General features: G+C 38.8%; 16 protein-coding genes and 4 pseudogenes. 17 read left to right on the plus strand and 3 right to left on the minus strand.

What is annotated here, in order from left to right:
- Positions 1 to 38: 38 nt before the first annotated feature.
- Positions 39 to 593 carry an ImmA/IrrE family metallo-endopeptidase gene (locus BQ5375_RS04985; protein WP_002304410.1) on the plus strand — a complete coding sequence of 185 codons (555 nt, stop codon included), beginning with the start codon at positions 39 to 41 and terminating at the stop codon, positions 591 to 593.
- A 162-nt stretch (positions 594 to 755) separates the two neighbouring features.
- Here BQ5375_RS04985 and BQ5375_RS04990 read toward each other — a convergent pair whose 3' ends face one another.
- Positions 756 to 1,133 carry a helix-turn-helix domain-containing protein gene (locus BQ5375_RS04990; protein WP_002578940.1) on the minus strand — a complete coding sequence of 126 codons (378 nt, stop codon included), beginning with the start codon at positions 1,131 to 1,133 and terminating at the stop codon, positions 756 to 758.
- A gap of 382 nt (positions 1,134 to 1,515) precedes the next feature.
- Between BQ5375_RS04990 and BQ5375_RS04995 the strand changes: the two genes are divergently transcribed.
- The 16 genes and pseudogenes from BQ5375_RS04995 to BQ5375_RS05070 all read left to right on the plus strand — a co-directional run bounded on the left by BQ5375_RS04995 (position 1,516) and on the right by BQ5375_RS05070 (position 11,182).
- Positions 1,516 to 2,652, plus strand: a complete 1,137-nt coding sequence (locus BQ5375_RS04995; protein WP_002304408.1) for a tyrosine-type recombinase/integrase — start codon at positions 1,516 to 1,518, stop codon at positions 2,650 to 2,652.
- 100 nt (positions 2,653 to 2,752) lie between these two features.
- Positions 2,753 to 3,070 carry a helix-turn-helix domain-containing protein gene (locus BQ5375_RS05000; protein ID WP_010729536.1) on the plus strand — a complete coding sequence of 106 codons (318 nt, stop codon included), beginning with the start codon at positions 2,753 to 2,755 and terminating at the stop codon, positions 3,068 to 3,070.
- Positions 3,030 to 3,131: pseudogene (locus tag BQ5375_RS05005) on the plus strand (peptide-binding protein); the annotation flags it as partial. The gene BQ5375_RS05000 and the pseudogene BQ5375_RS05005, both read left to right, overlap by 41 nt.
- A gap of 46 nt (positions 3,132 to 3,177) precedes the next feature.
- The gene (erm(B), locus tag BQ5375_RS05010; protein ID WP_002292226.1) at positions 3,178 to 3,915 is read left to right on the plus strand and encodes a 23S rRNA (adenine(2058)-N(6))-methyltransferase Erm(B); all 738 of its coding nucleotides are present in this window, start codon (positions 3,178 to 3,180) and stop codon (positions 3,913 to 3,915) included.
- A 169-nt stretch (positions 3,916 to 4,084) separates the two neighbouring features.
- Positions 4,085 to 4,345, plus strand: a pseudogene (locus BQ5375_RS05015) (topoisomerase DNA-binding C4 zinc finger domain-containing protein); the annotation flags it as partial.
- Positions 4,346 to 4,447: 102 nt separating this feature from the next.
- The gene (locus tag BQ5375_RS05020; RefSeq protein ID WP_002304405.1) at positions 4,448 to 5,344 is read left to right on the plus strand and encodes a ParA family protein; all 897 of its coding nucleotides are present in this window, start codon (positions 4,448 to 4,450) and stop codon (positions 5,342 to 5,344) included.
- A 91-nt stretch (positions 5,345 to 5,435) separates the two neighbouring features.
- A complete protein-coding gene (locus BQ5375_RS05025; protein ID WP_001835296.1) occupies positions 5,436 to 5,651 on the plus strand; it encodes a peptide-binding protein in 216 nt (71 codons plus the stop codon).
- A 16-nt stretch (positions 5,652 to 5,667) separates the two neighbouring features.
- Positions 5,668 to 5,940, plus strand: coding sequence for an antitoxin (locus BQ5375_RS05030; protein ID WP_000301765.1), 273 nt, complete (start codon positions 5,668 to 5,670; stop codon positions 5,938 to 5,940).
- 1 nt (position 5,941) lies between these two features.
- A pseudogene (locus BQ5375_RS05035) lies at positions 5,942 to 6,090 on the plus strand (zeta toxin family protein); the annotation flags it as partial.
- A 60-nt stretch (positions 6,091 to 6,150) separates the two neighbouring features.
- Positions 6,151 to 6,696, plus strand: coding sequence for a P-loop nucleotide/nucleoside kinase family protein (locus BQ5375_RS05040; protein ID WP_002304402.1), 546 nt, complete (start codon positions 6,151 to 6,153; stop codon positions 6,694 to 6,696).
- Positions 6,697 to 6,982: 286 nt separating this feature from the next.
- Positions 6,983 to 7,286: pseudogene (locus tag BQ5375_RS14465) on the plus strand (zeta toxin family protein); the annotation flags it as partial.
- Positions 7,287 to 7,789: 503 nt separating this feature from the next.
- Positions 7,790 to 8,659 (plus strand): hypothetical protein, encoded by an 870-nt coding sequence (locus BQ5375_RS05050; RefSeq protein WP_002578944.1) that lies wholly within the window; start codon positions 7,790 to 7,792, stop codon positions 8,657 to 8,659.
- 19 nt (positions 8,660 to 8,678) lie between these two features.
- Entirely contained in the window at positions 8,679 to 9,719 is a 1,041-nt protein-coding gene (locus BQ5375_RS05055) for a hypothetical protein (RefSeq protein ID WP_002304399.1), read from the plus strand.
- Positions 9,720 to 9,728: 9 nt separating this feature from the next.
- Entirely contained in the window at positions 9,729 to 9,983 is a 255-nt protein-coding gene (locus tag BQ5375_RS05060; RefSeq protein WP_002588965.1) for a hypothetical protein, read from the plus strand.
- 16 nt (positions 9,984 to 9,999) lie between these two features.
- Positions 10,000 to 10,263: a DUF1292 domain-containing protein gene (locus BQ5375_RS05065; RefSeq protein ID WP_002304397.1), complete on the plus strand. Its 264-nt coding sequence runs from the start codon at positions 10,000 to 10,002 to the stop codon at positions 10,261 to 10,263.
- A 49-nt stretch (positions 10,264 to 10,312) separates the two neighbouring features.
- A complete protein-coding gene (locus tag BQ5375_RS05070; protein ID WP_002588966.1) occupies positions 10,313 to 11,182 on the plus strand; it encodes a zinc metalloprotease HtpX in 870 nt (289 codons plus the stop codon).
- A 278-nt stretch (positions 11,183 to 11,460) separates the two neighbouring features.
- Here BQ5375_RS05070 and BQ5375_RS05075 read toward each other — a convergent pair whose 3' ends face one another.
- Both BQ5375_RS05075 and BQ5375_RS05080 read right to left on the minus strand, forming a co-directional pair.
- A complete protein-coding gene (locus BQ5375_RS05075; protein ID WP_002578945.1) occupies positions 11,461 to 12,873 on the minus strand; it encodes a relaxase/mobilization nuclease domain-containing protein in 1,413 nt (470 codons plus the stop codon).
- A 62-nt stretch (positions 12,874 to 12,935) separates the two neighbouring features.
- The gene (locus BQ5375_RS05080; RefSeq protein ID WP_002578946.1) at positions 12,936 to 13,220 is read right to left on the minus strand and encodes a hypothetical protein; all 285 of its coding nucleotides are present in this window, start codon (positions 13,218 to 13,220) and stop codon (positions 12,936 to 12,938) included.
- Positions 13,221 to 13,311: the final 91 nt, after the last annotated feature.

Consider the following 13,311-nt stretch of genomic DNA (forward strand, 5'->3'; position numbering starts at 1 on the left):
AGAATATGTTTTCTGTGTGCGATTCGGAGGTGAAGCAAATGAAAACGGCAGAGCATATCATTGAAACTGTCGATAAGCTTGTGCGAAAATATCACACCAGAGACCCTTACGAGCTATGTCAGCTGTTAGGTATCAAAATCCACTATTACGATTTACAGAAGAAATTGAAGGGCTTCTTCTATTACCAGTCCAGACAAAAGAATATCGTGATAGATCACAATGTGAACGGTATCCTGGAGCGTATATTAGTCGCACATGAATTAGGACACGCTGTCCTGCATACAAAAATCGCTATGATGCACGGCTTTCAAGAAATGGAAGTTTTTGATGATAGATCAATCGAAGAAAATGAAGCAAACTTCTTTGCGGCGGAGCTTCTGTTAGAAGATGGGAAAGTCCTGGAATGCCTTTCGGAACACACATTTTTTGAAACGGCTAAAATGCTCTATGTACCGGCAGCATTATTAGACTACAAATTCAGCCTGCTCCACGAAAAAGGAGAGCTGGTAAATTCGATGTATATTCGTAAAGCAGATTTCCTGAAAGAAGATCTTCATGCCTACGATAACGACATTGGTTATGGCGATATATGAATATCTATTTTTATATCTTTACAGAAAAAGTCCACCAGTACGATGCGTAGTGCATCATGACTGGTGGACTTTTTGCTTCTTAAAGAATCAGTATATTGTGCTGCAAAAAAGAACCCCATAGCAGTTCACTCTGTACCGTCAATGGGCTTCTTTTTCATTATATCAATCAAGCTCCGCTTTTTTTATCATCTCTTGCTGGTCAATCAAGACATCAATCAACTTTCCTACGGTTATCAATGTTGTTACATTACACTTTTTCAGTTTTGCAGCAATCTCATTATCAATGATGCTGTCGCATTTTGCATATGGGGTATCCAGTAAAAAATAGTCAAAGTTCTTTTCCAAGACGAATGCCAGTTTTAGAAGCATTGCCAAAGAAACTTTCGTCTGTCCAACTTCAACATGGCTCATATGATTGTTCGAGCAACCAACCAACGCACCCAAATCAGCCTGACTATAACCCTTTTCCAGTCGGGCAGCTCTAATGCGCTGACCAATCTTAACGTAATCAATTTCCGGTTGCGTTTCAATCACCTCCATGCTGTGTATGATTCTGCTATACATTATAAAATGTACCAAAAATCTCAACAACCAACATCGGGTGCAAGTTGCATTTATAAATGCAATATGATAAAATTTTATAGGCAGATTGCATTAAATGATAGAATGAAAAGAACCCCAAGACGACAATATGAGCTATCTTGAGGTTCTTTAAAATAAAAAATTCGTAGAGTACATTACTCCACGAATCGCATTCTTCTCTGTTTTTTTTAGTTTATATCTTTATTTTACAAATTGTCGCACTGTTTGTCAATATGTTAGGGACATAAAACACGAGGTTTTGCACAAAAATCCATCTTAGAAAGTTCCAAAGTCACAATTTGCCGTCAGAATTATAGTCATATTGAAGGAGGTGTACCTTATGGCACGAAAAGGAGAAAATATTTACAAAAGGAAAGACGGCAGATGGGAAGGAAGATACATTAAGTCCCGATCTTCTACAGGCAAAGCCAATTACGGTTATGTTTATGCAAAGTCATATCGAGAAGTCAAGGCAAAACTTATCAGTCAAAGTTCGTGCACGAGTAATTCTGTCACTGTCGATCCAGAAATTAGCTCAGATCAATTTGAACAGGTTGCTATGGAATGGTTTCAAGCTATATGTCCTAAAGTGAAGGAATCTACAAGCAACAAATATAGGAATCTTCTCAGCTCGTATATACTTCCTGTGTTCGGAAGCAAACAATTGCGTGATATAACACACGAGTTTATTGAAACGCAGTGTAATTTTTTCCTTGTTTCTGGTGGATTAAAGGAGAATGGACTTTCCTCTAAAACTGTTTCAGATATTTTATCTCTAATTCGAAATGTCTTACAATTTGCCACCCGAAACGGGAAAGCCATTTCTTGTGACGCACGATCTATACAGATAAAACGTCAAACGAAGGAAATGAGAGTTTTGAGTCGTGCTGAACAGGAAAAATTATGCCAATACTTGTATTCTAATCTTGATTCCTGCAATATTGGTATATTAGTATGTTTATTCACTGGTCTCAGAGTAGGTGAAATTTGTGCGTTACGATGGGAAGATGTTTCATTCTCAGATTACACAATCCACGTGCATCAAACGCTCCAGAGAATCCAAGATAGAACCAACAGTGAATACAAGACAAGGATTGTTGTTACCACACCAAAAAGTGCTTGCTCCATCCGTACTATTCCAGTACCCCATGGCTTAATGACTATTCTTACAGCACACAAAGCTTCTTCTACTGGCTACATCCTAACCAATAGCGATCAGAATCCATTAGAACCAAGAACCATGCAAAATCATTTTAAGAAGGTATTGAAAAACAGCGGAATCACCTCCGCAAATTATCACTCGTTACGTCATACATTTGCTACAAGGTGCATAGAGCTTGGATTCGATGTAAAAAGTCTCAGCGAAATATTGGGTCATGCCAGCGTGAATATTACAATGAATCGCTATGTACACCCATCCATGGATTTAAAAAGAGAAAATATGCAACGGCTTTCTGATTTATTAGCCGTCAAATAAATTGTCAACACCGTCAAATAATGCTGAGTTTTCAGTGTTTGGCGGTGTTTTTTCGTGGAGTAATGTACTCTACGAAAGAGTATACCCAGGAGGAGATTTATTGATTCAATTTGTAGGGCGAGATGCTTATAAGCAGTTTTGGAATTTTAGTAAAGATGAGAAAGAGAACTTGGCCACTCAATTGGCGATTGAGTTACCCGCACTCAGAGGAAAAGTTGGTGCATCACAAGAAGAAATTGCTTCGGCTGTTGGTATTTCACGACAAACTTATAGTGCCTACGAAAATCGGACACGCCCAATTCCATGGAGTTTATATCTAGCACTATTGTTTTATTTTGATTACATTCCAAGTACACATTATATGATTCGCCAGCTTGAATTATTCCCAAATGAAAGAAGTTATGGAAATAAGACTTAGAAGCAAACTTAAGAGTGTGTTGATAGTGCAGTATCTTAAAATTTTGTATAATAGGAATTGAAGTTAAATTAGATGCTAAAAATTTGTAATTAAGAAGGAGTGATTACATGAACAAAAATATAAAATATTCTCAAAACTTTTTAACGAGTGAAAAAGTACTCAACCAAATAATAAAACAATTGAATTTAAAAGAAACCGATACCGTTTACGAAATTGGAACAGGTAAAGGGCATTTAACGACGAAACTGGCTAAAATAAGTAAACAGGTAACGTCTATTGAATTAGACAGTCATCTATTCAACTTATCGTCAGAAAAATTAAAACTGAATACTCGTGTCACTTTAATTCACCAAGATATTCTACAGTTTCAATTCCCTAACAAACAGAGGTATAAAATTGTTGGGAGTATTCCTTACCATTTAAGCACACAAATTATTAAAAAAGTGGTTTTTGAAAGCCATGCGTCTGACATCTATCTGATTGTTGAAGAAGGATTCTACAAGCGTACCTTGGATATTCACCGAACACTAGGGTTGCTCTTGCACACTCAAGTCTCGATTCAGCAATTGCTTAAGCTGCCAGCGGAATGCTTTCATCCTAAACCAAAAGTAAACAGTGTCTTAATAAAACTTACCCGCCATACCACAGATGTTCCAGATAAATATTGGAAGCTATATACGTACTTTGTTTCAAAATGGGTCAATCGAGAATATCGTCAACTGTTTACTAAAAATCAGTTTCATCAAGCAATGAAACACGCCAAAGTAAACAATTTAAGTACCGTTACTTATGAGCAAGTATTGTCTATTTTTAATAGTTATCTATTATTTAACGGGAGGAAATAATTCTATGAGTCGCTTTTGTAAATTTGGAAAGTTACACGTTACTAAAGGGAATGTAGATAAATTATTAGGTATACTACTGACAGCTTCCAAGGAGCTAAAGAGGTCCCTAGCGCCTACGGGGAATTTGTATCGATAAGGGGTACAAATTCCCACTAAGCGCTCGGGACCCCTTGTAGGAAAATGTCCTAAGTGTGGCAACAATATTGTATTAAAAAAATCGTTTTATGGTTGTTCAAATTATCCTGAATGTACCTTCACTTTAGCTGAACATTTTAGAAAGAAAAAACTCACCAAAACAAATGTAAAAGAATTACTAGAGGGAAAAGAAACCCTGGTAAAAGGAATCAAAACGAAAGATAGAAAGTCCTACAATGCCGTTGTAAAAATCGGAGAAAAGGGATATATTGATTTTATCTCTTTTTCAAAATAAGCATAAAAGCCCTTTAAAGAGGGCTTTTATATATTAATCACAAATCACTTATCACAAATCACAAGTGATTAATCACAAATCACTTGTGATTTGTGATTCCTAATGATACAATATTACTATACAAAAAAAGAATGGGGCGTAGTTATGGAGAAGGAAGAACTCAAAATACTTGAAGAATTAAGACGTATTTTAAACAGTAAAAATGAAGCGATTGTTATCTTAAACAATTATTTTAAAGGTGGTGTTGGAAAGTCAAAATTATCGACTATGTTTGCTTACTTGACAGACAAATTTAATTTAAAAGTTTTAATGATCGATAAGGACTTACAAGCAACATTGACAAAAGACTTAGCAAAAACATTTAAGGTAGAATTGCCACGTGTTAATTTTTATGAAGGACTGAAAAATGGAAACTTGGCTTCTTCTATTGTTCATTTGACTGATAATTTAGACTTGATCCCTGGCACGTTTGATTTGATGTTACTGCCAAAATTAACTCGCTCATGGACTTTTGAAAATGAAAGTAGATTGCTTGCTACTCTTTTAGCACCTTTAAAAAGTGACTATGATCTCATTATTATTGATACTGTACCAACGCCAAGCGTTTATACAAATAATGCAATCGTGGCAAGTGATTACGTTATGATCCCTTTACAAGCAGAAGAAGAAAGTACAAACAACATTCAAAACTATATTTCCTATTTGATTGATTTACAAGAACAGTTTAACCCTGGACTAGATATGATCGGTTTTGTTCCTTATTTAGTTGATACGGACAGCGCAACGATAAAATCAAACCTGGAAGAACTGTACAAGCAACATAAAGAAGATAACTTGGTTTTCCAAAATATTATCAAGCGAAGTAATAAAGTAAGTACCTGGTCTAAAAACGGAATTACAGAACACAAAGGCTATGACAAAAAAGTTTTATCCATGTATGAGAACGTATTTTTTGAAATGCTTGAGCGAATCATTCAATTAGAAAACGAAAAAGAATAGAATCACAAATCACAAGTGATTAATCACAAATCACTTGTGATTTGTGATTGTTGATGATAAAATAAGAATAAGAAGAAATAGAAAGAAGTGAGTGATTGTGGGAAATTTAGGCGCACAAAAAGCAAAACGAAATGATACACCAATCAGTGCAAAAAAAGATATAATGGGAGATAAGACGGTTCGTGTTCGTGCTGACTTGCACCATATCATAAAAATCGAAACAGCAAAGAATGGCGGAAACGTAAAAGAAGTTATGGATCAAGCCTTAGAAGAATATATACGGAAATATTTACCTGACAAACTTTAAAAGGAGTGAAAATGAAATGGCAGTTACGTATGAAAAAACATTTGAAATAGAGATCATTAACGAATTATCGGCAAGCGTTTATAATCGAGTATTAAACTATGTTTTGAACCATGAATTAAATAAAAATGACTCTCAATTATTGGAAGTCAATTTATTAAACCAATTAAAGCTTGCAAAACGTGTAAATCTTTTTGATTATTCTTTAGAAGAATTACAAGCCGTTCATGAGTATTGGCGGTCAATGAATCGTTACTCAAAACAAGTTTTGAATAAAGAGAAAGTGGCTTAATATGGCAAATATAGTCAATTTTACTGACAAACAGTTTGAGAATCGCTTAAATGATAATTTAGAAGAATTGGTTCAAGTAAAAAAGCGGTTGAATCGCCAACCGCTTTTTTACTTGGTGGGCAATCAGGGTCAGGGAAAACCAGTTTGCGAAGAAGATGATTGAGCAGGCAGGAACAAAGTGATAAATTCAAATTGTGAGGGAAAATACAGATGAATCAAGGAAGAATTATTGTGATTACAGGCTCACCGGGGACAGGAAAAACAACAACTGCGTCAATTGTCGCAAAGGAATCAGATATGGATAAATCAGTGCATATGCACACCGATGACTTTTTTCATTACTTAAGCAAAGGCGCAATACCACCACATTTGCCAGAATCCAACAAGCAAAATCTGGTTGTCATTGAAGCCTTTTTAGAAGCTGCAAAGCGATATGCTCGTGGCGGATATGATGTAATTGTAGATGGGATTGTCGGGCCATGGTTTTTGGAGCCATGGAAAGCTCTTGCCCAAGAAGATTACGAGGTACACTATATTGTATTAAGAGCGAGTAAAAAAGAAACTATGAAGCGAGCTGTGGAACGCTCAAAATTAGATAGAAAAACAAATATTGAATTAGTGGAAACAATGTGGGAGCAATTTTCCGGTTTGGGGATATATGAATCAAATGTCATAGACACAACTACATTCACAATTAAAGATACGGTTTCCGCAATAAAAGAAAGAGTTGCATGTGGGACGTCTTTACTATCTTAGACATTCCCATTTGTCAGGAAGATAGCAAAGCCAGCCGAGCCAGTCAACGGTCAAGATGAACGGCGCATTTCATGCGCCGCCGTTGACAGTCACGCCCGTCTTTGCTAAAAAGTAATCAAGGCGGGAAAGCCCTAAAATGGCTTCCCGCCCATTTCAATTTTTAGAAAAGAAACGCTCCAAAATCAGAAAGAGAGCGTCCAAGCACTTTGAGGGATTGGCCGCCTTGTCCACCCATTCAGCGGGACAGCGGGCGGAGGTCAAGGCCGGGTGTAAACCCGTTCATTTCAGCTTAGAAACCCTTCATAAAACGGGCTTATTTAGCGATATAAGGCTTTATAATAGAGAAGGAGTGAAACTTCTATTCAAGTTTAGAAACGCCTTCCATTAGTCCGAAAGAGACCTTAGAAAGAGAATTAAATCGTAAAGTATCAGGGAAAGAAATTCAACCGACTTTGGAGAGAATAGAGCAAAAAATGGTTCAAAATCAACACCAAGAAACCCCTGAATTTAAAGCAATTCAACAAAAATTGGAAAGCTTGCAGCTACCTACACCACCAATACCCAAAACACCTAAACTTCCAGGACTTTAAACCTTAAAAAAGGAAAAGAGTAGTTACCAAAAAACGGTAACTACTCTTTTTTTATAAAAACCTTTCCTCATGTTTGAAAAGCTGATCGAGAAATAAAGCACACAACGGTATTCTTTCTTTTTTCAGTTGGTACATTTTGCAGTCTGTAACGTGTCATTTACTGTTTGTTACCTTAACATATCCAGTCGAAAACACAAGGGTATATAAACGAGCAAGCTCGCCCTTGTGTTTTCTTTGTGTCTATGTTGCGTTCTCGTCACAGCAAACGACACGAACACACTGGCGAAAATGAACCAACAAAACGAAAAAAGAAAGGAGCGTATACTTCACAGACGGTGTTAAGGATACTTACCAGATGAAACCGTACATTGCACCGACCGCTGCTGAGTTGGAACAATTTCTTTCCTCTCTAAATTAAATCTTGCCGAAGCAGTGATGTGTCAGACTTTCCTGACACATCGCCGCTTTGCACTTCACAAAATCCGCTGCCAGGAGGTGATGAAATGAGTATGGTAAATGCTGACTCCGTTCAGCTATTCGCAATGCTGAAAAAAATGCAGGATTCCATTTCCTCCATCGAAACTACCAAAAAATCTGTAAAGATGAAATATGAACAGTTAGGTGCTGGATGGCAAGATAAAAAATACAACGAGTTGGGCGTGGTTGTAAGAGACTGCAACAAGGCTCTCAATGACATATTGGTAATTATGCTTCAAGCAGAAAAATATGTGGCTTTACTCGCCAAGAGCCTTAGTGAATACGAAAGTGTTCAACTAGGATCTACAAATGGAATATCTGCAAGCACACCTCAGACCAGTAGTTTTGCTGTTACACCATCAAGTGCAGATACAACCACCTTTGAGTCAAATACCTTTGGTTCTAATCTTGCATTTGTTCAAGACAGACTATCAGCTGAACGATATTTTTCCCGTGGAAATCACTATGAAGAATATCGAGATTATTGGGAGAACGGGAACTATACCTTTTCTCGAAATGAAAATCCAGAACTCGTATACGTTAGAGCAAGGGATATTGAAGGAGTTTATCTCAGTGACCGAGAACTTGGGAACCCGGAAGGATTTTGGACACGGAATGGTCGAGAGGGATGGTCGAGAGAAAACATTCTAAGGCGAGCTTCGCACATCCAAGATGTTCGTCAAAATACTGAGTCAGGAATGTCTTTGGATGAGCTTTCACAAAACCCAGTGTTAGATGATACCATTCGTAGCTATTACAATAATCCTGTCCAGGTTGCGCAGGTAGGTTCTTATTATGTATTTCAGAGTGATGGGCGACATCGAACACTTGCAGCTCAATCGCTTGATACATATATCCCGGTTTTAGTAACAGGTAGCTACACTCGAAATGATTAACAAATGAGGAGGTGAGTGTTTGAGCAACGTAAATGCTGATGCAACTCAATTACTGACAATACTGAAAAATATGCGGACCTCCATTTCTTCTATCGAAACTACAAGAAGTTCTGTGAAGATGAAATATCAGCAATTGGGAATTGGATGGAATGACAAGAAGTACGATGAGCTGGGAACTATCGTAAAAGATTGCAACAAAGCCCTGAATGATATTTTACAGATTATGCTTCAGGCCGAAAAATACGTTGCTTCACTTGCCAAAAGTGTACAAGAATATGATAATGTTAATTTGGACACTCCTTCTGCACGAAATTCTTTCCTCCAGGGTCTGCAAACACCTAATGTTGGTAATTCGTCTTATCAGTATTGCCTTGGCGTGCTAACCCAAGGTAGCACACCAGACGGATATATCGCTGTTATATCACAACGCCATGAAAATGCAGAGCAGAATGTCAGAGAAGTGTTTGACCATTTCGCTGGTAAACTGATGATACAAGATTCTGAATATCCACCGGATCAGACAGCACATTACTCACCGGGAAATTATATAGGGCATTCACGAGGAGTCTACTACAATGCAGCTTCTGATATGACAAATCCAAGAGGTGCAGGAACAACTTATTTCCACGAGCTTGCTCACATGATCGACCATGCTTCGTGCAACTATCGGAGCAATCTATCCAATACTCCAGAATTTGCTGAGGCACTGGTTGAGGACGGACAAAGAATCCTGAGCTTATATAACAATCTTCCAGTGGAAAAGCAAACTGCTTTTCTGACCCGTATTAGGCAGGATTCAGCTCACTCCTTCTCGGACTTAATTGATGCGACAACAAATGGTCAATTGCACGGAAATTATGGTCACTCAAGGAACTATTGGACGAGACCGGGCAATCTACAAGCAGAAGCCTTTGCCCACTTTTTTGAAGCGTCTATGGGAGACCAAGGCAAATTAGAGCTATTAGCAAATTTCTTTCCTACAGCGTTTGGTATTTTTTCTTCAATGATTGATTCTATTAGACCAGATAATCATGTTAGGGTCTTGAGCAGAGAAAGGTAGGTGCATACAATGGACAAAAACAAGAGCGTTGCAGATTTTATGAATAGCTTCCTTAATACACCTGAACCGAAAATTGATAATGAGTATTATGAAATCGAAGAACAGTATTTTCGGCAATTCGGTCATGGTGTCCCAAGGGAAATGTTGCCTGATAGCATTTCAACGGAACAAATTAAACAAGCCATGAAAAAATGCATTCTTTCCAAAAAGGATAATCTCTTTGAACTATTAGGCATCATTATCAACGATAATTATTTATATTAAGAAAAGGAACGACGACATGGATGAAGACAACATTATAACTTTGAATGATGAGAATGGGAACGAAGTTGAATTTGAATTTCTTGACTTAATACCGTATCGCCAGAACGAATATGTTGTCCTGCTTCCTATTGGAGATTCGGATGGGCAAGTTGTTATTTTGCAGCTGAAAGAAATTGACGATGAAACAGAAGAATATGTTGGTGTTGAAAACGAATTTGTGTTAGAGACTGTCTTTGCTCTGTTCAAAGAGCGAAACAAAGATTTCTTTACATTTGAGTAATTAAACAATGCAAGCTCAAACCAACAACACGATAAAAGGGGGGTGCATTATGGATATTTGGCATCGTGTAGGCAGAATTGTTCGCTTCTCAAACTTAGGAACTCTTCTGTTCTTTACTCTTAATATTCTGCTGATTGTTGCTGTGTTCGGTTCGTCAGGAAGCATTGTTGAACTGATTTGTATTTACTTTTTCACAGTAGCTATCAGCTTATCCCCATTAGGCGAAATGTGCCTGGCTGCCTTCGCAGGAGCAAGCGATATAAAAAGAGTAGATATAAAACTTCGAGTTGTCCCGCTGGTTCAATATGTTTTAGATAAAGCAAAAGAGAACACATCATACTGTCCTAAAAAAGTGAAAGTGAAGATTATCCATGATCCTGCTCCAAATGCATTTGCTCTAGGTAGGCAAACACTATGCATAACTGACGGATTGCTTTTACTCTCCGATGATATGATACTTGGAATTCTCGCCCATGAGATCGGACATCTCTCATACGGACATACTGTTATCCAATTATTGATTGGCGGGGGCAATATATTTATATCCGGGTGCCTCCTGTTAATCAAAATATCCTACTGGATTTTTTCTGCAATCATGGGGCTGTTCGCAATATGCTCTCGTAGTGGTGTAATGGGTATAATTACCGCAGTTTTCGCAGGAATATCAACAGCACTTTCTTGGTTATGGGTAAAGTTCTGTATGCTTTTTCTGATGTGGTCTATGAGACAAAATGAGTATCTGGCTGATGAATTTGCTTATAAAATTGGTTTTGGTCTTGAATTAGCGACGGTATTAGACCAACATATCTCAGATGTTCCGCATGATGGTTTTCTCAGTGCAATATACTCAACTCATCCATGCAACGATGATAGGGTTGCAGCATTGCAAAATTTAGGTGTACCCTATTCTCGATACTAAATTCATAATCTCACAAATTGGCAAGCAGTGTAAACCTGTACAGGTTCACTCATTTTCTCGATTTTCCCTTCGGTGCAATCTTCGCAAATTTGCTTGTTGGGGAAGCATCCCCAATCCCCTTTGAACATCATCTGCCGATGATGGCTACACGATTTTCAATCGTTTCTCAAAGAACAGTAGAATAAAAATTTGCCCATGGTTGAAAGCACCGAAATCGAAAAGCAAAAAAGCAGCCACGATCCGCACCCTTTGGGGAGTGCAGACCGTGGCTTTTTGCTTTAACGGAAGTTCTTCTTTTCCTCTTTCTCTTTCTCTTTTTCCTGCTCTTTCTGCCTGTCGATATTCAAAATCGTTTCAACCGTCCGTTTGGCAATCAGCAGTTCTTCTTTCTCTTTTCTGATCTGACGGTACTCAGCGTAGTCCTGCTTTTTCTGGACTGCCAGCTGATGAAACTCCTCATACAATGATTGCATGGACGGGAGCTTTGTAATCTGCAATTCATCAAAGGCTTGCTTCGCCGCTTTATGAATTGTGATTTCCTGACGGTGTTCTTCAAAGAATTTTTTGCTATATCCAGACTTGCGGTACTCGATATAAATTTGCCTTGTGTTGCGATAATTTTTGATGTGCTGCTGCAACGCCTGAACCTCAACCATACGTTTCTCTGCGACCTTGATAGAATCAGAAAGCGCATCGAACCGGGCAGACAGATTTTCAATATGAGCAGTCAGATCGTCGTAGTTGCCCAAGCCTTTTTCTTTCAGTAGGATTACCGTTCGGGCAGCTTCTTTTCGGTTGAACTTCTTCGCCCACTTTTCATAACCGACCGTCTTGCCCTCGGCCATCTTTGCCTGAATATCAATCAGCATCTGGAACTGCTTCGGGGCAGGAGCCTTGGCAGAGCCGCCTTTTGATTTGTGCAGGTTCTTGCCGGAGATAACCGCTTGAATTTCCTCTTTGCTATATCCTTCGCCCAGGGAACGCAGCCGAATGAAACGCTTCTGATTCTCGCCCTTGAACGCAGGCTGCTTTCCATCCTTGAACTCAAATCCCATGTCAGCCAGAGCCTGAACAAAGCCATCAAAGCTCTTTGGTTTCTGCTTCAGCACCGCATCAATCGCATCACATAATTCGTCACGCTGGGTACGCTTCTTGGGATAAACAGTTCTTTTCTGGCGCTCCCGATACGGCTTCGGTGTAATAATGGACAGCCCGTGTTCCAGGCAAACCATATCACTGAGTCTTTGCACCGCCAGACCGGAAAGAAAGAAGTTTTTGAATTTCCGTGTGGCATCCAGCGAGGTCGAATTATAAATGATATGATTGTGAATGTGGGATTTGTCGATGTGGGTCGCAACGATGAAAGCGTGTTTTCCCTTTGTCCATCGCATCGCTGTTTCATAGCCGACTTGGTTCGCTTCTTCCGGGGTGATTTCTCCCGGCTTAAAGGACTGGCGTATCTGGTATGCGATGATATTGTTCTTCTGCTGTCTGCCGGTAATATGCTGATACTGCCGTTTGGAAAGCAGAAATTCCTCATCTGCTGTCTTTGGATCACACTCATAGGAACTGATAAATTCGCCATCATTGGTTTTTGCGGCATTTTGTGAGTAGTCGGTTCTGTCTGCCAAACATTGAGCGACCGTCTTTCCCTTATTCACATGGAGTGCAATCAATCTTGTCGCTGCCATTCCCATCACTTCCTTCCCAAAAAGAAAAAGCCACCGGTCGGTGACTTTTCTCTGATATTATCTTATGACCTGATAAATGCTCCCAGACTTTCTCCAATATTCTCGACTTTCATAACAGCCCAGACGAGCAAGAACACCGCTGCTATTGTCGCAATTCCAAGAACCACAAGAATAAGCAGGGACTGCCACAAAGCCTTTACAATGCAGTAAATCGCAGATCCGCCAATGACCAAGAGCAATAAACCAATTACATAGGACACAACATTTGTAAGCAGATTTCCAAGAATGCAAATCACTTTTACAACGAACAGCACCGGCAGTGCCAATATCTTCAATACCAGCTTCATAGGCTCAACCCCTTTCTTTTAATTATATTGTACAAGGGTATCTGCCATAACGCAATGATGTCAACCCTTATGTAAAAGCCGCAGCCGAAAC

Origin of the sequence: Negativibacillus massiliensis (genome assembly GCF_900148495.1) — a bacterium.
In the GTDB taxonomy this organism is placed as follows: domain Bacteria; phylum Bacillota; class Clostridia; order Oscillospirales; family Ruminococcaceae; genus Negativibacillus; species Negativibacillus massiliensis.

Coding starts and splice junctions, on each gene's coding strand:
- BQ5375_RS05060 (WP_002588965.1), top strand. CDS start 9,729: ATGGACAAAAACAAGAGCGTTGCAGATTTTATGAATAGCTTCCTTAAT.
- BQ5375_RS05030 (WP_000301765.1), top strand. CDS start 5,668: ATGGCAGTTACGTATGAAAAAACATTTGAAATAGAGATCATTAACGAA.
- BQ5375_RS05040 (WP_002304402.1), top strand. CDS start 6,151: ATGAATCAAGGAAGAATTATTGTGATTACAGGCTCACCGGGGACAGGA.
- BQ5375_RS05080 (WP_002578946.1), bottom strand. CDS start 13,220: ATGAAGCTGGTATTGAAGATATTGGCACTGCCGGTGCTGTTCGTTGTA.
- BQ5375_RS05020 (WP_002304405.1), top strand. CDS start 4,448: ATGATACAATATTACTATACAAAAAAAGAATGGGGCGTAGTTATGGAG.
- BQ5375_RS04985 (WP_002304410.1), top strand. CDS start 39: ATGAAAACGGCAGAGCATATCATTGAAACTGTCGATAAGCTTGTGCGA.
- BQ5375_RS05050 (WP_002578944.1), top strand. CDS start 7,790: ATGAGTATGGTAAATGCTGACTCCGTTCAGCTATTCGCAATGCTGAAA.
- BQ5375_RS05065 (WP_002304397.1), top strand. CDS start 10,000: ATGGATGAAGACAACATTATAACTTTGAATGATGAGAATGGGAACGAA.
- BQ5375_RS05070 (WP_002588966.1), top strand. CDS start 10,313: ATGGATATTTGGCATCGTGTAGGCAGAATTGTTCGCTTCTCAAACTTA.
- BQ5375_RS04990 (WP_002578940.1), bottom strand. CDS start 1,133: ATGGAGGTGATTGAAACGCAACCGGAAATTGATTACGTTAAGATTGGT.
- BQ5375_RS04995 (WP_002304408.1), top strand. CDS start 1,516: ATGGCACGAAAAGGAGAAAATATTTACAAAAGGAAAGACGGCAGATGG.
- BQ5375_RS05075 (WP_002578945.1), bottom strand. CDS start 12,873: ATGGCAGCGACAAGATTGATTGCACTCCATGTGAATAAGGGAAAGACG.